This is a genomic window from Curtobacterium sp. VKM Ac-1376, from assembly GCF_015351025.1.
Classification (GTDB): Bacteria; Actinomycetota; Actinomycetes; order Actinomycetales; family Microbacteriaceae; genus Curtobacterium.
On the sequence record NZ_JADKRV010000002.1, the window covers coordinates 77,941 to 98,484 of the forward strand.

15 protein-coding genes and 1 other RNA gene are annotated in these 20,544 nt (G+C 70.5%); 7 read left to right on the plus strand and 9 right to left on the minus strand.

What is annotated here, in order from left to right; all coding sequences use genetic code 11:
• Positions 1–136 precede the first annotated feature (136 nt).
• Both ITJ56_RS03275 and ITJ56_RS03280 read left to right on the plus strand, forming a co-directional pair.
• Positions 137–1,288, plus strand: a complete 1,152-nt coding sequence (locus tag ITJ56_RS03275; RefSeq protein WP_194627638.1) for a hypothetical protein — start codon at positions 137–139, stop codon at positions 1,286–1,288.
• A gap of 20 nt (positions 1,289–1,308) precedes the next feature.
• Entirely contained in the window at positions 1,309–2,097 is a 789-nt protein-coding gene (locus tag ITJ56_RS03280; RefSeq protein WP_194627640.1) for an inositol monophosphatase family protein, read from the plus strand.
• On the opposite strand, the gene ITJ56_RS03285 is transcribed toward ITJ56_RS03280, so the two are convergent.
• Positions 2,094–3,608 carry an MFS transporter gene (locus tag ITJ56_RS03285; protein WP_194627643.1) on the minus strand — a complete coding sequence of 505 codons (1,515 nt, stop codon included), beginning with the start codon at positions 3,606–3,608 and terminating at the stop codon, positions 2,094–2,096. The two genes, ITJ56_RS03280 and ITJ56_RS03285, sit on opposite strands and share 4 nt — an antisense overlap.
• Positions 3,609–4,143: 535 nt before the next feature.
• Here ITJ56_RS03285 and ITJ56_RS03290 point away from each other — a divergent pair.
• The 5 genes from ITJ56_RS03290 to ITJ56_RS03310 all read left to right on the plus strand — a co-directional run bounded on the left by ITJ56_RS03290 (position 4,144) and on the right by ITJ56_RS03310 (position 12,867).
• Positions 4,144–6,840 (plus strand): helix-turn-helix transcriptional regulator, encoded by a 2,697-nt coding sequence (locus ITJ56_RS03290; RefSeq protein WP_194627645.1) that lies wholly within the window; start codon positions 4,144–4,146, stop codon positions 6,838–6,840.
• A 527-nt stretch (positions 6,841–7,367) separates the two neighbouring features.
• A complete protein-coding gene (glmS, locus tag ITJ56_RS03295; RefSeq protein ID WP_194627647.1) occupies positions 7,368–9,182 on the plus strand; it encodes a glutamine--fructose-6-phosphate transaminase (isomerizing) in 1,815 nt (604 codons plus the stop codon).
• A gap of 162 nt (positions 9,183–9,344) precedes the next feature.
• Positions 9,345–10,058, plus strand: coding sequence for a M50 family metallopeptidase (locus ITJ56_RS03300; RefSeq protein WP_194627649.1), 714 nt, complete (start codon positions 9,345–9,347; stop codon positions 10,056–10,058).
• 91 nt (positions 10,059–10,149) lie between these two features.
• Entirely contained in the window at positions 10,150–11,562 is a 1,413-nt protein-coding gene (locus ITJ56_RS03305; protein ID WP_228517111.1) for an O-acetylhomoserine aminocarboxypropyltransferase/cysteine synthase family protein, read from the plus strand.
• A complete protein-coding gene (locus ITJ56_RS03310) occupies positions 11,563–12,867 on the plus strand; it encodes an LLM class flavin-dependent oxidoreductase (protein ID WP_194627651.1) in 1,305 nt (434 codons plus the stop codon).
• 17 nt (positions 12,868–12,884) lie between these two features.
• Here the strand turns inward: ITJ56_RS03310 and ITJ56_RS03315 are convergent, their stop codons facing one another.
• The 8 genes from ITJ56_RS03315 to ITJ56_RS03350 all read right to left on the minus strand — a co-directional run bounded on the left by ITJ56_RS03315 (position 12,885) and on the right by ITJ56_RS03350 (position 20,536).
• Positions 12,885–13,730 (minus strand): hypothetical protein, encoded by an 846-nt coding sequence (locus ITJ56_RS03315; protein ID WP_194627653.1) that lies wholly within the window; start codon positions 13,728–13,730, stop codon positions 12,885–12,887.
• A 161-nt stretch (positions 13,731–13,891) separates the two neighbouring features.
• Positions 13,892–14,268: a transfer-messenger RNA gene (gene ssrA, locus ITJ56_RS03320) on the minus strand.
• A 94-nt stretch (positions 14,269–14,362) separates the two neighbouring features.
• Positions 14,363–14,839, minus strand: coding sequence for an SsrA-binding protein SmpB (smpB, locus tag ITJ56_RS03325; RefSeq protein WP_194627655.1), 477 nt, complete (start codon positions 14,837–14,839; stop codon positions 14,363–14,365).
• A gap of 130 nt (positions 14,840–14,969) precedes the next feature.
• Positions 14,970–15,884 carry a permease-like cell division protein FtsX gene (ftsX, locus tag ITJ56_RS03330; protein WP_194627657.1) on the minus strand — a complete coding sequence of 305 codons (915 nt, stop codon included), beginning with the start codon at positions 15,882–15,884 and terminating at the stop codon, positions 14,970–14,972.
• A complete protein-coding gene (gene ftsE / locus ITJ56_RS03335; RefSeq protein ID WP_194627659.1) occupies positions 15,881–16,636 on the minus strand; it encodes a cell division ATP-binding protein FtsE in 756 nt (251 codons plus the stop codon). Before ftsE ends, ftsX begins: the two co-directional genes overlap by 4 nt.
• 61 nt (positions 16,637–16,697) lie before the next feature.
• Positions 16,698–17,807: a peptide chain release factor 2 gene (gene prfB, locus ITJ56_RS03340; protein WP_194627661.1), complete on the minus strand. Its 1,110-nt coding sequence runs from the start codon at positions 17,805–17,807 to the stop codon at positions 16,698–16,700.
• 162 nt (positions 17,808–17,969) lie between these two features.
• Complete coding sequence (locus ITJ56_RS03345) at positions 17,970–19,607, minus strand: alpha-L-arabinofuranosidase C-terminal domain-containing protein (RefSeq protein ID WP_194627663.1); 1,638 nt, start codon at positions 19,605–19,607, stop codon at positions 17,970–17,972.
• Between the two features lie 59 nt (positions 19,608–19,666).
• Positions 19,667–20,536: a carbohydrate ABC transporter permease gene (locus tag ITJ56_RS03350; protein ID WP_194627665.1), complete on the minus strand. Its 870-nt coding sequence runs from the start codon at positions 20,534–20,536 to the stop codon at positions 19,667–19,669.
• Between the last annotated feature and the right edge of the window lie 8 nt (positions 20,537–20,544).

Sequence of the window (20,544 nt, forward strand, 5' to 3'; positions counted from 1 at the left end):
GGCGCGCGAACGGTGCGAGGTTGTGCACTCGGTGCGAGCTCGCGCGCCTCGCACGGAGTGCACAACCTCGCACCGGACGAGACCGCGACTCCGGCCACCGTCGACAAGCGTGCAACGGCGCTGTACAGTTTCCATCGTGTCTGAAGTTGCAAAGTACAACTTTGCGCCGACCTCCGCCGTCGACGCCCCGTCCCCGAGCTCGACGACGACGTCGCACGCGCACCACTCCTCCCCCACCCACCGGCGGACCGCCAGCGTCCTGCGTCCCGCCGGCCTCGGCCGAGTGCTCCTGACCTTCGCGTCGCACATCCTCGTGCCGCTGTTCCTCGCCGCCGGCATGGGGTTGGCCTACCTCGGCGCCTTCCACGCCCCGGCGCCGCACGAGCTGCCCGTCGGCATCGTCGGTCAGGGTGCCGCCACGCAGGTGTTCGCGCAGACCGTGACGGACCAGTCCGACGGGGCGCTCGTCGCCCACGTCGTCTCCTCGGCGAAGGACGCCGAGCGACAGGTCCGTGACCGCGACCTCGCCGCCGTCTACGCGCCGACCTCGACCGGAGCGACGCTCTACGTCTCGACCGCCGCGTCGGAGACCACCGCCAGTGCCGCGCAGAAGGTCTTCCTGCCGATCGCCTACGACCAGCACATGCCGTTCCGCGTGGTGGACGTCGTGCCCACGGGCGACCAGGACACCACCGGCCAGGGGCTGTTCTTCCTGCTCGTCGCACTGAGCGTCGGTGGGTACGCGTCAGCCATCGCCGTCGCCGCCGTCGCGACCAAGCTCCGCCCGCTGTGGACCGCGGTGGTCGGACTGGCCACCGCCGGCGTGGTCGCGGGCATCGGCACGGTCGTCGCCGGCCCCGTCTACGGCGTGCTCACGACGCACCAGTGGCAGGTGTTCCTGTTCGCCTGGCTCTACGACGCAATCATCATCGCGCTCGGCATCGGCCTGCACCCCGTCCTCGGCCGCTGGACCACGCCGATCCTCACGATGCTGTTCGTGATGCTGAACTTCACGTCGTCGGGCGGCATCTTCCAGCCGGGGTTCCAGGCCGGGTTCTTCGCCGCGCTGCACACCTTCTGGAGCGGGGCCGCCTGGCTGCAGGCGGCACAGGACCTGCAGTATTTCCCGGGCGCCTCACTCGGCCGTTCGTCGCTCGTCCTCGCCCTCTGGCTGGCCGCGGCGGTCCTGCTCTGCGTCGTGGTGCACGGCCTCGTCGCCCGTCGTACCCGCATCGCCCGCGAGCGCGAGGTCGGCCGCCTCGAGGAAGAGGAGGTCGTCGCCGCGTAGCGACCGGTAGGTTGGGCGACGTGGACCTCAGCGCCGACCTGGACTTCGCCCGCTCCCTCGCCGACACCGCCGACGCGATCAGTCTCGAGCGCTTCCGTGCCGCCGATCTGCGCGTGACGAAGAAGGCCGACAGCACCCACGTCACCGATGCCGACCAGGCCCTCGAACGGGCGCTGCGCGAGCGACTGGCAGCCGAGCGGCCCGACGACGCGTTCCTCGGCGAGGAGACCACCGCCGACACCGGCGCCGAGGTCGTCAGCGAGGGACACCGCCAGTGGGTCGTGGACCCCATCGACGGCACCGCGAACTACCTGCGCGGCGTGCCGGTGTGGGCGACCCTCATCGCGCTCGCGGTCGACGGCCGACCGGTGCTCGGCGTCGTGAGCGCCCCCGCGCTCGGCAAGCGCTGGTGGGCGGCGGCGGGCGCGGGCGCACACTCCCTCGACGGACCGCTCCGGGTCTCCGCGGTGTCCGAGCTCGCGGACGCCAGCCTGAGCTACAACAGCATCCAGCAGTGGGACGACGACGACCGCCTCGAACCGCTCATCGACCTGTCGCGCCGGGTCTGGCGCACTCGGGCCTACGGCGACATGTGGTCGTACATGATGGTGGCCGAAGGCGTGCTCGACGTCGCCGGTGAGCCCGACCTGAAACCGTGGGACATCGCGGCCCTCGTGCCCATCGTCGAGGAAGCCGGCGGCCGTTTCACCTCGCTCGACGGCGACCCCGGCCCCTGGCACGGCAGCGCGCTCGCCACCAACGGCCTGGTGCACGACGCCGTCGTCGAGGTCATCCGCCGCGACGGCTAGGGACGGTCGGCGGCCGCGGCGGGCTCTGCGTCCGATCGCCGTGCGGCCCGCCGCCGCGCCACCAGGTCGGCGCCCGCCAGCAGGAGCGCGAGGGCCATCAGCGACACGGTGAACGTCGTCCCGCTCCGGAACGCGTCGTGGTAGGCGTCGAGCCGGTTCCCCGGGCCCGGCCCCCCGGAGCCCGCCGACTCACTCCGCACGATGCCGTAGAAGATGCTCGTCGCCACCGCGGTGCCGATCGCCGTGCCGACACGCTGCCCGAGCTGCTGCATCGATCCGGCGACCCCGGATTGCTCGACGGGGATCTCGGCCAGGGTGAGCGTCTGGTTCGGCGACACCACGAAGCCGCCGCCGAGTCCGCCGACCAGGAACGCGCCCGCCATCGCCCACGGTGTGATCTCCGGCGGGGTCAGCACCGCGGCGAGCATGAGGAGCAGGAACCCGACGACGACCATGCCGAGCCCCGCGACGACGAGCGCCCGCCCCACCCGGTCCACGATCCGCCCGCCGATGTACGAGCCCGCCGCACTGGTCGCGGCGAAGGGGATGCTCACCATGCCGGCGTACAGCGGCGACAGCCCCAGACCCTCCTGCAGGTACAGCGTCACCATGAGGAACGACGCCGGCAACGCAGCGAAGTACACCGCGACGATCGACAGCCCGTTGCGGTAGGACGACAACCGGAACAGCTCGAAGTGCACCACTGGGGACTTGCCCTGCCGCTTGAAGCGCATCTCCCACAGGACGAACAGCGTCAGGAAGACGGCGAACCCGACCAGCCAGAACCAGCGCGCCCCGGAGCCGCCCGCGCCGCTGGTGAGCACGAACGGCAGCATCAGGGTGATGATCGCGGCGCCGAGCAGCAGGATGCCGACGACGTCGAGTTCCCGGTCCTGCGGCTTCCCCTGCGCACCCTTGGGCAGGAGCCGGATCGCGAACAGCAGGGCGGCGATGCCGAGCGGCACGTTCATCCAGAACAGCAGCCGCCATCCGGACTCCTCGCCGCCGATGGCGATGAGCCCACCGCCGATGGTCGGGCCGAGCGCGGTGGAGATGCCGATCATCGCGCCGAACAGGCCGAACGCCCGACCGCGCTCCGGCCCCCGGAACAGCTGCTGGACGAGCCCGATCACCTGCGGCATCTGGATCCCGGCGGCGAAGCCCTGCAGGATGCGCGTGACCATGAGCACCTCGATGTTCGGGGCGACGGCGCACAGCAGGCTCGATCCGGTGAACGCGGTGAGCCCGATGATGAACATGGCACGGCGGCTCTTCAGGTCACCGAGCCGCCCGGCCGGCACGAGGGCGAGACCGAAGGCCAGCGCGTACCCCGCCACGATGAGCTGCAGCGACGAACTGGTGGCGTCGAGGGAGCGCTCGATCGACGGCAACCCCACGTTCACCTTGGACAGGTCGAGGATCGTCAGGGCGGCGACCGCCACGCAGACGGCGAAGGCTCGCCATCGCGTGCGGTCGTCGGGGCGGGCATCGGTCGGTTCAGCGTTGGACATCCCGTCCGTGGTACACCTGTGGCGGCGAACGAGATCCGGACGAGCCTGTACCCCGGTTCTGCACCGCGGTCCCGATCCGGGGACCGGTGCACCGCTCGCGGCCGGGTCGAGGCGCCCCTCGTGCCCCCCCCGTACTGGGGGCACGGTTCCGGACATCCGTCCCCGGCGGTCCGACCGGCCGGCCGTTCCCTGAGTTATCGTGCTCCAGACGGCAGGTCAGGCGATGCCCTCGGATTCCCTAGATCCGATGCGGAGCCGGACCCGTCGTGTTCGTCCGAAGACCCTAACCCGAGGGGTGATACAGACGATGACATCATCGTTCCCGAGCGGAACCGAGTGCACCCTCACTCGTCGACCGCATTCCGTCCACGACAGCTCCGGCGCGCGCTCAGTCGCCGCCACTCGTCCGCACTCCGTCACGGTCACCCGCCGTGCAGCAGTCCGGCCCGCTTCACCGCGCCCCGTCCGCGCGAACACGACGTTCGCCGACGACTTCTTCGCAGCATCCGCGTCCGGACCCGGAGGCCGGTGAGTCATGGCACTCACCGGTCGACGTCTCGAGGTCGACCGGATCGCGACCCTCGCAGTACTCCCCCGGGAGTCCGCGATGGTCGTGGTCGGCGACCCTGGTTCCGGACGCAGCAGCGTCCTCGACGCGGTCTCGAACCGCGTTTCCCTCCCCGTCGTCCGGGTCGGTGTCAACGGGAGTGAATCCCGCTGGCCGCTGGCCGGGGTGACCGCACTGTTCACCGCGCTCGACGACCCCCGAGCGACCGCACACATCGCCCACCTCCTGCAGGTCGGCGGGACCGCGGCCGCCGTGACGGCCGGTCTGGCGGCGGCGCACGACTTCCTCGATGCCGTGCATGCCCTCACCCTGCCGCCGACGCTCGTCCTCATCGACGACCTCGACCGGATGGACGCGGAGAGCCAGGAGCTCATCGCGTTCCTCGCCGGTCGACTCGCAGGCACCGCCCTGCGCGTCGTGGCGACGGTCCGTTCCGTCCCGTCGGACGGTCCGCTCGCGGCCCTGCCGACCCTGCGCATCGAACCGCTGCCGTCGAACGAGGCCCTGCTCCTCGCCCGTGCAATGGCACCGGACGAGGCCAACGACGGCGTGCTCGCCGTCCTCGCGGAGGAGACCGGCGGCAACCCCGGCGCCCTCCGCGAACAGCTCGCGGTGCTCAGCCGTGAGCAGCTCACCGGCGCGGAGCCGATCGTGCTCCCGCTCCGACCCACCCCGACGACCGAGGCCATCGCGGCGCTCGCACTCGGGTCCGCCGCGGGACGCGATCTGGACGTCCTCGCGAAGCTCGCCCTGGTGCCGGTCGCGAAGACCACGGCCTGGGACCGCGACGAGCTGGACGACCTGGTCGGAGCCGGCCTCGCCACCGTGCGGGGGCAGAGCGTCACCGTGCGGGACCCCCTGGTCCGGTCCGCGCTCTACTGGCGGATGCCCGCCCGCGACCGCCGGGCCGCGCACACCGCGCTGGCCACGGCGAGCGCCGAGTCCGACCCGCGGGCAGCCGCGTGGCACCGGAGTTTCGTCGACGACGTCCCCGACGTGGTCGCCGTGCTCCGTGCCGCTCGGTCGTACGTGGTGGACGGCAACGTGCACGCGGCGATCGCGCTGACCGAGCGTGCGCTGCACATCGGCAGTGGCACCGAGGACGAGCACCTGGCGCTCCTCGGGGTCGCGGAGGCCCTGCTCGGCAACCGACTGCTCGGGTTCGCCGCACGGTACCTGGCCGCGCTCCGTCCGTTCCGGACGACGGCGCACGAGGTCCGGCGGCTCCGGCTGCAGTACTCGTCCGAGTACCTCAGGGGTGACGCCGTGCACGCGGACGAGCTCCTCGTCCCCGTCGACGCAACCGACGCCGCCGAGGTGGACGCGATCGCGGGCCTGATGGCCATGGTCGCGTGCTTCCGCGCCGAGGCGTGGGAGCTCGACCAGGCGAAGGACCTGCTGCACCGGGTCGAGCCGCTCGAGGCGTCGGCGTCCGCGCACACGCTCGAGATCACGACGACCGCACGTGAGCTCATCGCGGCGGTCGACGGCGTCCTGCCGCCGGACACCGAGCTGCACGACGGGCTCGCGACGTCGGCGCTCGTGGCGATGTCGGACCCGGCCCTGCTGCTCCTCGCCCACGCGCTGAGCATCGGCGAGCGCTACCGGAGCGCTCGACGGGTGTTCGCCCTCGTCCTCGCCCGGGGACAGGAGACCCCGGCGGTGTGGACCGAGGCGGCCCGCTACCTGACCGCCGAGAACGAGGTGCGCTCCGGGAACTTCCGGCAGGCGCTCCGCGCCATCGACGTGTGGGAGGCCGGTTCGTCGGCCGTGGAGCGGCTCCGTGAGCCGTCCCGTGCCATCGCCGTCGCCTGGCGGCACTTCGCCGAGGGGCGTTCGGCCGAGGCGCTGGACGTGGTCGACCGGTGCCTCGAGCACCGCTCGACGAACCGGTTGTGGGGTGCGACGGCGAAGCTGCACGCGCTCCGCGGTCGGGTCCTGCTGCTGGACGGCCGTCTGGACGAGGCCGCGACCGCGCTCGAGGCCGCCGACGCCGTCGGTCGGTCACTTCGGAACCCCGCGGTGCTCCGCCATCTCGGCGACCTGGTCGAGGCGTACGTGCGCCTCGGACGGATCGACGACGCGCGGACGATCACGGCCCGGCTCGCGGCGGACCACCACGCCCGCCCGGGGCGCTGGGGCGCCCTGGTGCTGGCGCGGAGCCTCGCGCTCGTCGCCGACGACACCACCCGGGAACCCGCTCGTCGCCGCGCGCTGGAACTGTTCCAGCCGCACGACTCACAGTTCGAGCGGGCTCGGACGTTCGCGGCCCTCGCGGCCGTGGGCAGCCCGGCGGAGCGTCCGCGCCTCGGTGCCGCCGCAGCAGCTGCCTACGAGGCGGCCGGTCTCCGACGTCCCCTCGTCACGCCGGCACCGGCAGCGGCCATGCCGCAGTTCGGTACGGGGTCGTCGCTCCGGTCCGCCCCGGTGCTCTCGCCGTCGTTCCCCGGGACGCCGCGCAGCGCCCCGGACTCGTCGGCAGTGCTCACCTCGCTGACGGCCGAGGAGCGCGCCGTGGTGCAGAAGGTCACGGAGGGCTACCGCAACCGCGAGATCGCGTCGTCGTTGTTCATGTCGCAGCGCACGGTGGAGCTGCGGCTCACGCAGATCTACCGCAAGGTCGGAGCGCGCTCGCGCTCCCACCTGGTCGCGCTCCTGACGTAGGAGACGGCACATCCAACCGGGCTCGCAGGCTCGCCCGGCGCTGGGTCCGCGCGCCGCTGGCGCGTCGCTCAGAGCGAAGACCGCGCGGGAGGCCCGGTACCAGCTGGTACCGGGCCTCCCGTTCGTGCTGCGCAGGTCCACCGCGACCGGTTGCGGGAGTCCGCACGCGACCGCAGCCCACCGGTGCCCCGCACGCGGGGAACCGCAAGAGCGGGCGACGACTGTTGCCGTGGCCGCACCGCCGAGCGAGAGTTCTCCTGCACCGACCGCCGTGCCCCTCCCCCGGGGGACAGTCCGCGGTACCTCGTCCGGTACCCGAACCTCGCGGCCCACCGACACCGACGTCCGTCCTCGCCTGATCCGAGGACGGGCGCTGGGTGGGCCGCCAGGACCCGGACGCGCGGCAGACCCGACGGCGGTCGGTGCATCCCCCGCTCCACACACCCCGCCCAACGCAGCCCCGCTCCACGCACCCGCTCGACCCGCCCCGTTCCACCCACCCTCGTTCCCACCCGAAGGGACTGCCGATGTGCGGCATCATCGCGGCCCGCGTGTCTGACGACGCGACGCCCTACCTGCTCGACGGACTCGAACGGCTCGAGTACCGCGGCTACGACTCCGCCGGCATCGCCGTCCGGACCGCCACCGGACGCACCGAGACGATCCGCTCGGTCTCCCGCGTCGGCGACCTGCGCACGCTCGTCGCGGCACGCTCCGGCGACGCCCTGACCGGCGTCGGCATCGGCCACACCCGCTGGGCCACGCACGGCGCCGTCCGCGAGGCGAACGCCCACCCGCACGCCGACTGCTCAGGCCGGATCGCGATCGTGCACAACGGGATCATCGAGAATGCCGACCAGCTGCGTGAGACCCTCGCGGCGCAGGGGCACCGGTTCCGCTCCGAGGTCGACTCCGAGGTCATCGCGCACCTCGTCGAGCGTGCGCTGGCGGTCGACCCCGACCTCATGCTCGCGGTGCAGATCGCGACGGCGCAGCTCGAGGGGTCGTGGGCGATCGTCGTCCTCGACGCCCGTGACGGCCGCATGGTCGTGGCGGCCGACCGCTCCCCGCTCGTCGTCGCCCGGTCGGGCCGCGGCGACTTCGTGGCGAGCGACATCGGCGCCATCGCCGAGTGGTGCGAGACCTTCGTGGCGCTCCGCGACGGGGACGTCGTCGAGCTCGGCGAGGCGTGGACCTGGTCGTCCGACGGCATCACGGTGCCGGTGCCGTTCCCGACGCCGTCGCCGTTCGCGGCCGCCGCGCTCGACCTCGGCGACCACCCCGACCACATGGCGAAGGAGATCTCCGAGCAGGCCGACGTCGTCGCCGGGATCCTCGACCGTGTCGTCCGTCGGACCGCCGACGGCAGCACGTGGGTGGGCCTCGGCCTGCCGGGGTTCCACCGGCTCGCAGTCGTCGCGTGCGGCACGTCCCTGAACGCCGGGCAGGTGATCGCCACCGCGGTGCGCGGCATCGGCGGCGTCCCGACGGACATCGTCGTCGCGAGCGAGGCCGACCAGGCCGTCCTCGGCCCGGGCACCCTCGTCGTCGCGATCAGCCAGTCCGGCGAGACCGCCGACGTGCTGCGCGCCCTCGACCGGTTCGAGGACCGGCACCCGGTGCTCGCGCTCACGAACAACATGCACTCCTCGCTCGCTCGTCGCGCCGACGCCGTGCTCGACTGCCACGCCGGCCCGGAGATCGGTGTCGCGGCCACGAAGACGTTCACCGCGCAGGTCGTCGTCGGTGTCGCCGCGATGATCTCGGCGATGGTGGCATCGGGGCGCATCGAGCCGTCACGTGCGCGGGTGCTCGTCGACGAACTGCTCGACCTGCCCGCACGCATCGAGCACGCCGCACGGGTGGCCGCCGACCGGATGCCGCTGCTGGTGTCGAGCGTCAAGGGGGCCACCGGGTTCCTGTTCCTCGGGCGGGGCGCAGGCCTGCCGTACGCCGCCGAGGGTGCCCTGAAGCTCAAGGAGCTCAGCTACCGCTGGGCCGAGGCGTACCCGGCCGGTGAGCTCAAGCACGGCCCGCTCGCGCTGGTCGACGACGGGACCCCGGTCGTCGTGATCGACCACGGCGAACCGAAGATCCAGTCGGCCATCGCCGAGGTCCGTGCGCGCGGCGGGTTCGTGATCACGATCGGCGGTGAGGCGTCCGACATCCCCGCCCTCGGCCGCCGCGGCACCGGCGACCTGGCCTGGGGCGCGATGACCGCACCGTGGGGTCCGCTCGAGGCCGTCGTGCCGCTGCAGATGCTCGCCCGCGAACTCGCCCTGCAGCTCGGGTGCGACGTGGACAAACCACGCAACCTCGCGAAGTCGGTGACGGTCGAATAGCCGGACGCCGACGCATGGACCGTCTGACGGTGTTCCTCATCGTCCTCACCGCCCTCGCGATCACCGCGACCGCCGTCCTCATCGCGGTGGTGCTCGTGACGACGGGCCTCCCCTGAACCCGGTTCCGGGGTTCCTCCTGGGCGGGGCTGCGATGCTGGTCCCTTGACCACCGCAGCCCCGCCCCTCGTCTTCGTAGCGCTCCTCGTCGGCGCTGTCCTGCCGTTCGTGCCACTCGTCGGCCGCGTGGCCCGCATCGCCGCGACCGTCGCGCACGAGGTCGGGCACGCGATCGTCGTCGTGCCGTTCGGCGGACGCATCCAGCGGATCGAACTCCACGCGGACGGCTCCGGCGAGGCCTGGGTCCAGCTCGGCCGAGTGCCCGCCGGCGTCCGCTGGCTCGTCCGGATCCTCAACCTGTACGCCGGGTACAGCGCCCCGCTCTGGGCCGGTGTGCTCCTGGTCACCGGGGTGCTGCACGGCTCGCGGTGGCTGCCGGTCGTCGTGCTCGGCATCGTGGGACTCGTCGCGCTGGCCTTCGTCCGGAACTGGTTCGGCATCCTCGTCGTGGTCGGCTTCGACGTACTCGCGCTCTGGGTCGCGCTGCGTCCGTCCGAGTCCACCGTGCTCGTCGTCGCCGCAGTCGGGGCGTTCTTCGTCGTCGACGGCATGCGTTCGGTGGTGCAGGTCGCACGATGGCTGCTCACGGGCGCGCGGGTGCAGACGGACTTCCACATCGCCGCGGCCGAGATGCGCGTGCCCGCGACGCTGTGGTTCGTGCTGTTCGTGGTGGTCAACGGCGCCGCGGTGTGGCTTGCCCGAGGTCCGTTGCTCGAGGTCGGGGACACCGTCGTCGCCGGGGTCCGCGCGCTCGTCTGACACCCGGACCCGGCGTAACCGGACGCCGCAAACCCCCGCTGCGCCGGTGCGGGCTGCGCGGCTGTCGCCAGACGACCCCCGGAGGTGTCCCATGACGACCGACGACCACGGCTTCGCGACCGAGCAGGTGCACGGCGGCGTCGTGCCCGACGCAGCCCACGGGGCACGGGTGCCCGCGATCCACATGTCCTCCGGGTTCGTCTTCGACGACTTCGACCAGGCCCGTGACCGCTTCGCCGGCACCGACGACGGCTACACGTACACGCGGCTGGGCAACCCGACGAACGCCGACGTCGAACGCCGCGTGGCCCTGCTCGAGCGCGGCGTCGAGGCGATCCTCGTCGGCAGCGGCCAGGCGGCGGCGACAGTGGCGTTCCTCGGGCTCCTGGGGGCCGGCGACCACGTCGTCAGCGCGCGGAGCATCTACGAGGGCATGCGCGGGCTCCTGCTGCAGAACCTCGGCCGACTCGGCATCGAGGTCGACTTCGTCGCCGACGCCCGCGACCTCGATGCATGGGCGGCCGCTGTCCGGCCGAACACCCGGGCCTTCTTCGGTGAGACGATCCCCAACCCGAAGAACGACGTCCTCGACATCACCGGGGTCGCCGAGACCGCGCACCGCGCCGGCGTCCCGCTGATCGTCGACAACACCCTCGCGACGCCGTACCCCGTCCGCCCGGTGGAGCACGGTGCGGACATCGTGGTGCACTCCGCGTCGAAGTTCCTCTCCGGGCACGGTGCCGGCCTCGGTGGCGTGGTCGTCGACGGTGGTACGTTCGACTGGTCCGCCGCGCCCGAACGGTGGGCACACCTGACGCGCCCGGAACGGTCGCTGGACGGCGCGAGCTACGTCGAGCGGTACGGCAACCGGGGCTTCACGGTCTTCGCCCGCGACGTCGTGGCCGCGCGCATCGGACCGGCGCCGTCACCCTTCAACGCCTTCCTGCTCCGGCAGGGCATCGAGACGCTGTCACTGCGCGTCGAACGCCACTGTGCGAACGCGCTGGCCGTCGCGTCCTGGCTGGAGCAGCAGCCGGAGGTGACGAGCGTCGACCACGCGGGTCTCGCCTCCAGTCCGTTCCACGACCTCGCCCAGCGCTACCTGCCCCGTGGGGCCGGTTCCGTCTTCGCGTTCACGCTGGCCGGTGGCGAAGCCGCCGCGCGCACGTTCATCGACAGCGTCCAGCTGTTCAGCCGGATGACCCACCTCGGTGACGTCCGCTCGCTGATCCTGCACCCGGCCACCACCACGCACGCCGGGCGCACGCGCGAGGAGCGTGCGGAACAGGGCATCGGCGACGGGCTGATCCGCCTGTCGGTCGGCATCGAGGACGTCGCGGACCTGCTCGGCGACCTGGGACGCGGGTTCGCCGCGTTGCGTCGGGGGCGTGCACACGGCCGGGAGGCCCGTGGGGCGTCCGGCTCGCAGCCCCTGTCTCCGGGACACCGCGTGGCGCTTGCCCACGCCGGTCCGCAGGACCGCGCCATCGCCGCGGAGCGCTGAGTGGCCGAGTTGCAGCACTTCGGGTACTTCTTCTCGCGTGGGTTCGGGCCGCAGGCGTGGGGCCGGTCCGACTGGGACTGGGGCCACGACTGGACGAAGCCCGACCTGTACCAGCAGTCTGTCCGCGCACTCGAGCAGGCCGGCATGGACCTCGTCATCGCCGAGGACGCCGTCTCGCTCGGCAGCCCCGACACGCTCGACCTGCGTATCAGGCAGGCCTACGGCGGGCCGAAGCACGACCCGCTGCTGCTCGCGCCCTCCCTGTTCGCCGCCACCTCGCACATCGGCATCGCGCCGACCGTGAACGCCGGCATCACGCCGCCGTACCTGGCGGCCCGACAGTTCGCGACCCTGGCGCACCTGTCGTCGGAGCGGCTCGGGATCAACCTCGTGACCGACGTCGGCAGTGCACGCCACGCCGGGCTGCCGCCGCTACCGCACGACCAGGCGTACGACCGCGCCGAGGAGTGGATCACCCTGCTCCGGCGGCTCTGGCACTCGTGGGGAGACGGTCACGTCGGGGACCCTTCGGATTGGCATTTCGCGAACGGCGACGCGCTCGACGCGTTCCACCACGAGGGGCCGTACTTCACCGCCGACGGTCCGCTCAACGCGCTGCCGCTGGACTCGGACCCCGTGGTGGTCTCCCCCGGCGGGTCGGGCCGAGGGATCAGGTTCGCCGGGACCCACTCGGACGTCCAGCTCGCCCTCGCGCCGCTGTCCACCGCCGCGGTGACGGCGTACCGGGCGACGGTGATCGACGCTGCCCTCGCCGCCGGACGCACCGCCGCCGATCTCCGGATCCTGTTCGTGCTCAAGGCGCAGATCGTGTCGTCACCCGCCGAGGCCGACCGCATCGTCGACGCGTCCGGACACCCGTCCGATCAGGACCTGCCGACCGCGGCGATCGCCTGGTCGAGCGACTCCGAGACCGACCTGCTCGCGCTCGACCTCGACGGCCCGGTGCCGGCCGGTGCCTTCGGCGAGCACGTCTCCGCCGGCACTGTCCGCGGGCTGCTCGGGGACACCCCCGACGCCCCGCTGCGGGAGCTCCTGACCCGAAAGGCCCGCCTGGGGCGGATCTCGTCACGCTCCGGGTTCGTGGGGACCGCCGACGAGTTCGCGGACTTCATCGAGGAGCTCGGCAGCGACGCCGACAACGACGGGATCGTCTTCTCGGGTGACCTCCACCCGGCGCAGGTGTACCGGATGCTCGGTGACCTGGTGCCGGTGCTGCGGCGCCGCGGGCTCCTGCGGCGGGAGTACGGCGCCGGAGGGATCCGGGCGAACCTGTTCGACTTCTAGGGGACGACTGGCCGCGGCTACTTCTTCTTGGACTTCTTCTTGTCGTCCTTCTTCTTGTCGTCCTTCTTCTTGTCGTCCTTCTTCTTGGACTTCTTCTTGTCGTCGTCCTTCTTCTTGGACTTCTTCTTGTCGTCGTCCTTCTTCTTGGACTTGTTCTTGTCGGTGGGCAGCGGCAGGACGGCCGCGACCGGCTCGGGCTCGGGTTCGAGTTCGGGTTCGGGTTCGGGTTCGGGTTCAGGTTCGGGTTCGGGTTCGGGTGACAGGAGACCGTCGATCGGCTCGACGACCACGGCCGAACCGCTGTCGAGCGCGACGTCGACCTCGCGCTCCTCCAGCACGGGTGCCAGCGCATCGGCCACCCGCTCGACCGTGAGTTCGGCGTCCGCCTCCGCCAGCCGGAGCAGCGCCTGGGCCGTTCGGACCCGCATCGTCGTCTTGCGGGCGAGAACATCAGCGCGGGCGCCCTCGAGGAACGTCCGCAGGGACCGTTCGACGACGGAACGCCCGCGCGGGGCGGCCCGGTCGAGCCGGTCGAGCTCACCGGCGACCCCGGAGACGTCGTCGGCGACGTGCTCGTGGCGAACCGACTCGACGAGCGCGGCGAGAGCAGCAGCGGCACGTTCCACCGCGGCCGACCGCTGGTCGAGCACGACGAGCATCTCGACGACGGACCCGTACGTCACCGTCTCCAGCCGAACCGGCTCGGCGCCACGGCCGCGGACGACCAGCCGGGCGTCGGGGTTCGGGAGCCAGGCGGCGAGTGCGGCAACCGTGGCGACGGACCCCACGACCCGCTCGTACTCGGCGAGCACCACTCGCTCCTGCGCTCGCAGACGGACACGGATCGCGATCTCCTGCACCACGTGCTGACCTCTCGTTCGGGACGGGCGCGAGAGTGTTCTGCGCGCCTGCTCCGGAGCGTAGTCCTCGGAGGTATGCGAACAGCGAACGCCCCGACACTGTCCAGGGACGGTGTCGGGGCGTTCGGGTTGCACAGCGTGACAGCGGTTCGTCGTTCGGCGAATGGTGGAGATGGGGGGAATCGAACCCCCGTCCATCGCTGCAATTCGACGTCTTCTACGGGCGTATCCGGATAGTTCGTTCTGCTCGGCCCCGTCCTTTGCTACCGGCTTCTAGGACGACGGGCCCAGTCTCAGTGCAAGTCCCACACGGCCCTGAGGCGCAACCGTGCAGCAAGTCCTCTGGATGACGTCGGGATCAGGTTAGGGGACGGTCACCTGGCCGACGGACTTCATGTGCTGGGCTGCTTACGCAGCGAGAGCGAAGTCAGTGCGCTTGGAATTGGCACTTGTTGTTTTCCACGGATCGTTAACGAGATAACCGTGGGTCCTCGGCCCGCTTCCCGTCGGCACACAGGCAATGTCGAAACCGATCATCCCCATGCAGGCCGGAAGGCGAACCGCTGTCACACTGTTGAGTTGCCAATGCTCCCTTCGGAGCAGTCCCTCAGTCTAGCCGACCAGGTGCGTCGGCGCTACTCCCCGACGCGGTTCCGGGTCCGCATGGCCCGCTCGGCCTCCCGCTTGTCGGTCTTCTCGCGCATGGCCTGACGCTTGTCGAACTCGCGCTTGCCCTTGGCGACCGCGATCTCGATCTTCGCCCGACCGTCGTGGAAGTAGATCTGCAACGGCACGAGGGTGTATCCCCCCTGAGCCGTCTTGTGCGAGATCTTCACGATCTGCTGCTTGTGCAGCAGCAGCTTGCGCTTCCGCCGAGGTGCGTGGTTGTTCCACGTGCCCTCGGTGTACTCGGGGATGTGCACGGCATCGATCCAGGCCTCCCCGCGGTCGATGTACGCGTAACCGTCGACCAGCGAGGCCCGCCCCATGCGGAGGGACTTCACCTCCGTGCCGGACAGGACCATGCCGGCCTCGTACGTGTCCTCGATCAGGTAGTCGTGCCGCGCGCGACGGTTCGTCGCGACGATCTTCTCACCGCGTTCCTTCGCCATGACGACTCCTCTCGATGGTGGCCGGTGCACTTCGCTGCGCTGCACCGTTCAGCGCAGCCCTACAGACTACCCAACACGAACGACCCACCGCATCTTCCCGGCGCGCCGCCCGTGCACGAGAACCGACGGGTCAGACCTTCAGGTAGCGGCGGATGGCGATCGACGCGGAGACCGCGGCCAGCAGCACCCCGATGACGATCACCGCGGGGACCACGACTGCCGCGTCCCCCATGCCGATGAACGCCGTTCCGGTGAAGCGCTCGGCCAGGAAGTTCCGGACGAAGAACCACACCACGGCAGTGATGGCGCCACCCGCCAGGACTGCACCGATGGCGGCAGCGATCACCCCCTCGAGCACGAACGGTGTCTGGATGAACCGGTTCGATGCACCGACGAGCCGCATGATGCCGAGCTCTCGCCGTCGACTGAACGCCGACAGTCGGATCGTCGTCGCGATGAGCAGCACGGCCGCCACGAGCATGAGCGCCGCGATGCCGATCGCCGTGTACGACGACGCGTTGAGCAGGTTGAAGATCGGCTGCAGGTACCCGCGCTGGTCGACGACGCTCTGCACGCCCGCGACCTTGGACAGGCTCTCGACGAGGACGTCGGCCTGCGACGGGTTCTTCAGGTTCACCCAGAAGGTCTCGTTGAGGTACTCGGGCTTCACGAACTCCGTCGCTGCCGAGTCCTTGAACTGCTCCTTGAACCGCGTGAAGGCCTGGTCCTGGTCCTCGTAGTAGGTCTTCTCGATGTAGGGCTTCAGCGTCGACGACTCGAGCTGCGCCTGGACCTGCTCGCGCTGGTCCTCTGTGGCCTTCGCCCCGGTGCAGTTGCCAGTGGTGTCGGTGTCGGTGCACAGGTAGACGGCGACCTGCGCGCGGTCGTACCAGTACCCCTTCATCTGGTTGATCTGCATCTGGAGCAGGATCGCGGTGCCGACGAAGGTGAGCGAGATGAAGGTCACGAGGACGACGGAGACGACCATCGACACGTTGCGCCGCAGGCCCGACCCGACCTCGGACATGACGAGTCCGAACCTCATCGGATGAGCCCCGGGATCGTCTGGATGCCGGTGGTGTTCGACACGGCACCCCGCTGGATCGGCACTGCCTGGGTCTGGTAGCCGCCCGACTGCTCGTCCCGCAGGACGGCGCCGTTCGAGAGCTCGATGACCCGGCGCTGCATCTGGTTCACGATGCTGGCGTCGTGTGTCGCCATGAGCACGGTGGTGCCTCCTTGGTTGATGCGTTCGAGGAGCGCCATGATGCCGGCGGACGTGGTGGGGTCCAGGTTCCCGGTGGGCTCGTCGGCGAGGAGGATCGCGGGCTTGTTCACGACGGCACGGGCGATCGCCACGCGCTGCTGCTCGCCACCGGAGAGCTCGTGCGGCAAGCGCGTCGCCTTGCCGGCGAGACCGACGAGCTTCAGCACGTCGGTCACGGCCTCACTGATGAAGCCCTTGCTCTTGCCGATCACCTGCAACGAGAACGCGACGTTGTCGAAGACGTTCTTGTTCGGCAGGAGCCGGAAGTCCTGGAAGACCACGCCCAGGTTGCGACGGAAGTACGGGACCTTCCGCGACGCCAGTGATCCGAGGCGCTGCCCGAGCACGTGGATCTGCCCGCTGGTGGGCCGCTCCTCCTTGAGCACGAGGCGCAGGAAGCTGGACTTCCCGGAACCGGACGCGCCCACGAGGAACACGAACTCGCCCTTGAGGATCTCGAGGGTGAGGTTGTCGAGCGCCGGACTCGGGTTGCCCGAGTAGACCTTGGTGACCTGGTCGAATTTGATCATGACCGGACCAGGGTAGGTCGCCGCGCTTGGAAAACGAGCCAGGCGCGCGGCTCACGGTGCCCTAGTCGGCGGCGGATTGCTTCCGCCAACGGATGCCCGCGTTGATGAACCCGTCCAGATCGCCGTCGAACACGGCTGAGGGGTTGTTCACCTCGTGCTCGGTCCGGAGGTCCTTGACCATCTGGTACGGCGCCAGCACGTACGAGCGGATCTGGTCGCCCCAGCTCGCCGTGATGTTGCCGGCGAGCTCCTTCTTCTTCGCGCTTTCCTCTTCCTTCTTCAGGAGCAGGAGGCGCGACTGCAGCACACGCATGGCCGCGGCGCGGTTCTGGATCTGCGACTTCTCGTTCTGCATCGAGACGACGGTGCCGGTCGGGATGTGCGTCAGGCGCACCGCGGAGTCGGTCGTGTTGACGGACTGCCCGCCGGGGCCGGACGACCGGAACACGTCCACCCGGATGTCGTTCTCGGGGATGTCGATGACGGCGGTCTCCGGCATGAGCGGGATGACCTCGACCGCGGCGAACGATGTCTGGCGCTTGCCGGCGGCGCCGAACGGCGACATCCGGACCAGGCGGTGGGTGCCGGCCTCGACCGACAGCGTGCCGAAGGCGTGCGGCGCGTCGATCTCGAACGTCGCGGACTTGATGCCCGCTTCTTCCGCGTAGGACGTGTCCATCACGGTGGTCTTGAAGTTGTGCTGCTCGGCGTACCGCAGGTACATGCGCAGGAGCATCTCCGCGAAGTCCGCGGCGTCGACACCGCCGGCACCGGCGCGGATCGTGATGACCGCCGGCCGGTCGTCGTACTCGCCGTCGAGGAGCGTCTGCACCTCGAACGCACTGATCATCTTCTGGATCGCCTTGAGCTCGGCGAGGGCTTCGTCGGCGGACTCCTGGTCGTCGCCCTCGTTCGCCATCTCGACCAGCACCTCGAGGTCGTCGATGCGCTGCTCGGTGTCGGTGATCTTCTTCAGCTCCGACTGCCGGTGCGAGAGCGCGCTCGTCACCTGCTGCGCGTGCTCGACGTCGTCCCAGAGGTCCTGGGCCCCGGCCTGCTCGCTGAGGTCGGCGATCTCACGCTGCAGGCGGTCGACGTCGACCACCGAGCGGATGTTGCCGAAGGTCTCGCGAAGGGCGGAGAGCTGCTCGGTGAAGTCCAGTTCGACCATGGTCACCGATCCTACCGGCGCGAGTCCCACACGGCCGACCGGGAGGCCCGGTGCGCTCCCGTCGCGCCGGTCACGGGCCTCCCCCGGACACCGCTCGCCCGCCGCCGCCTCGGCGAGATCGGCAGCACCGGGGCCCTCCCGACGCCGTGCACCGCCCGTCGGTCAGGCACGGAACAGCAGCAGAGTGATCGCGTGCGCGTCGAACGTGTACGAGCTGTCGGTGCCGAAGGCCGCCTCACGCTCGTCGGAGAGCGTCACGACGTCCGGATCGGACAACGAGTTCACCGCGAACAAGTCCTCCGCGTCGACGCCGAGGGTCCGGACCGTCGCTCCCGCGGTCGACCAGCCCTCCGGGAGGTCAAGCTCCGTCGTGATCGCGTCGGACGCGGAGCGGTTGATGACCGCGACGCGCAGCACGCCGTCGGCGTCCGTGGTCGAGGAGACGTCGAGCAGCGACACCGTCGTCGGCATCGTCCTGAAGGTCCCGGAGGGCAGGTGCTCGTCGCCGAGGCGCATCTCGAGTGACCGTGACGGCGCGGTCACGGCGGTCTCGAGCGGGATCCTCCCGGTGTGGTTCTGGTACAGGTCCCAGACGTGGAACACAGCGGTGCGGACGACCCCGTCCGGCCTGACTGCGAGCACCCCGTTCGCGTTCACCAGGTTGACGGCGTTCGCCATCCCGACCGGGACAGGCCGCTGCGATGCACGGTGCATGGCGTGGAACACCCCGGCGTACAGCAGGGCATCCGCGAGCGTCCGGGGGCTGTAGCGGCTCACGCGCAACGATCCGGCGTCACCCTCGCGTTCTGCCGCGGACGGCTCCGGGAGCAGGCCACGGTCGGCGATCCCGCCGTCGTCGCCCGGCATCGGCTCCGGCCAGCTGCTCGGCTCGAGGTGACGGCAGTTCCACTCGTCGATCGCGATCGCGATCGGCCTGGTGAAGCCGAGCTCCCCACGAATCCGCTCGATCGTGTCGGATTGCGCACCGATGGCGTGCTCGAAGTAGGCCGCCTGCCCGACGACGGCCTCCCACTCCTCGGTACTCCGGTCCACCAGCTGCATGCTCGCCGCGTAGAGGTGCAGCGAGACGTAGTCGATGCGGTCACCGAGTCCGCGGACGACCGCCTCCGTCCATTCCTGCCGTTCCGAGCCGACTGCGACGAACGACAGCCCAGGGGACACCTGCTCCATGAACCGGAGGTGCTCGGATGCGTCGTGCACGTACCGCTCGACGGGCCGGTGCCCCATCTGCCACTCGCCGTAGACCTCGTTGCCGACGCCCCAGACGCGCACGTCCCACGGTTCGTCGCGACCGTCGGCCCGGCGGCTCCGCGCGAAGTCGGTGTCGCCACCGTAATTCGTGTACTCGACCCATCGCACGGCTTCGTCGACGTCCCTGGCGCTGTGGGCGAGGTACGGCGTGGTCCCGACCGCCTCGCACCACGACAGGAACTCCGGCGTCCCGAAACGGTTGGTCTCCTCGGACCCCCATGCCAGCTCGAGACGTCTCGGACGCTCGTCCCGCGGGCCGATCCCGTCTTCGAAGTGGTACGGGGACGTGAAGTTCCCGCCGGGCCAGCGCACGATCGGCAGGCCGAGGTCGCGGAACGCGTCGATGACGTCGCGGCGGCAGCCACGGAGCGGGGTGTCGTCATCGACGGAGAGCGGTGAGCCCTCGTCGAAGACGCCCCCCTCGATGTTGCCGAAGAACGCACTCTCGAGGAAGTGCCCGTAGATCTCCGACGAGATCGGCTTCGGAGCAGCATGGTGGCGGACACGGATGGTGGCTGTCGCTGACATTGGTTCCTTCGGTCGGGAGGCACGGGTCGCCTCGTCGGGTTCGGTCCTGGCGGTCGGCGTCATCCCTTGACCCCGCCTGCGGAGACGCCGGCGATGATCCACCGTTGGGACACCACGTAGACGGCGAGGACCGGGAGGCTGGCGACCACCCCGCCGGCCATGAGCAGGTCGTACCGAGTCGCGTTGTCGCTCTGCAGCTGCGCGAGACCGGCCGGCAGGGTCATCATGTCCGAGCTGAAGAGCACGAACACCGGCCACAGGAAGTCGTTCCAGCTCGCCAGGAACGCCAGCACGGCGAGCGTGGCGATCGCGGGCTTGGCGAGCGGCACCATGATCTTGATGAAGATCGACCACTGGTTGCACCCGTCGAGGAGCGCGGCCTCCTCGATGGACCGGCTGATGCCCACGAAGAACTGGCGGAGGAAGAACACCCCGAACGCCCCCGCGGCACTCGGCACGACGAGGGAGGCGTAGGTGTTGAGCCACCCGAGTTCGTTGACGATCTGGAAGTGCGGGATGAGGAAGATCACGCCAGGCACGAACATCGTCAGGACGATGAGCGCGAACAGTGTGCGCTTCAGGGGGAACTCGATCCGGGCGAGCGCGTAGGCGGCGGTCGTGGCGAGCACGACGACGAAGGCGCTGTGCAGGAGCGCCGTCACGACGCTGTTCAGGAGCCATCGGAGTACCGGGATCTGACCGGACCCGAGGATCTCGCGGTAGGCGTCGAGCGTCGGGTGCTGGGGCAGCAGGCTGAACTCCAGCGCGTTCGCCTCGGTCGCACTCTTGAAGGAGGTCGACACCATGAACGCGAGCGGCAGCAGGAACGCGACCGTCAGCGCCACGAGAACGATCCAGAACGCGACGTTGCCGGGGCGGAGTGCGCGCCGGAGTCGACGGGAGCGCGGACTGGGAGCTGTGTTGCTCATGGGCTGCC

Excerpts from the sequence above, each read along its gene's own strand:
- ITJ56_RS03350 (WP_194627665.1), bottom strand. The coding sequence starts at position 20,536 with ATGAGCAACACAGCTCCCAGTCCGCGCTCCCGTCGACTCCGGCGCGCA.
- ftsE (WP_194627659.1), bottom strand. The coding sequence starts at position 16,636 with ATGATCAAATTCGACCAGGTCACCAAGGTCTACTCGGGCAACCCGAGT.
- glmS (WP_194627647.1), top strand. The coding sequence starts at position 7,368 with ATGTGCGGCATCATCGCGGCCCGCGTGTCTGACGACGCGACGCCCTAC.
- ITJ56_RS03285 (WP_194627643.1), bottom strand. The coding sequence starts at position 3,608 with ATGTCCAACGCTGAACCGACCGATGCCCGCCCCGACGACCGCACGCGA.
- ITJ56_RS03290 (WP_194627645.1), top strand. The coding sequence starts at position 4,144 with ATGGCACTCACCGGTCGACGTCTCGAGGTCGACCGGATCGCGACCCTC.
- ITJ56_RS03305 (WP_228517111.1), top strand. The coding sequence starts at position 10,150 with ATGACGACCGACGACCACGGCTTCGCGACCGAGCAGGTGCACGGCGGC.
- ftsX (WP_194627657.1), bottom strand. The coding sequence starts at position 15,884 with ATGAGGTTCGGACTCGTCATGTCCGAGGTCGGGTCGGGCCTGCGGCGC.
- smpB (WP_194627655.1), bottom strand. The coding sequence starts at position 14,839 with ATGGCGAAGGAACGCGGTGAGAAGATCGTCGCGACGAACCGTCGCGCG.
- ITJ56_RS03345 (WP_194627663.1), bottom strand. The coding sequence starts at position 19,607 with ATGTCAGCGACAGCCACCATCCGTGTCCGCCACCATGCTGCTCCGAAG.
- prfB (WP_194627661.1), bottom strand. The coding sequence starts at position 17,807 with ATGGTCGAACTGGACTTCACCGAGCAGCTCTCCGCCCTTCGCGAGACC.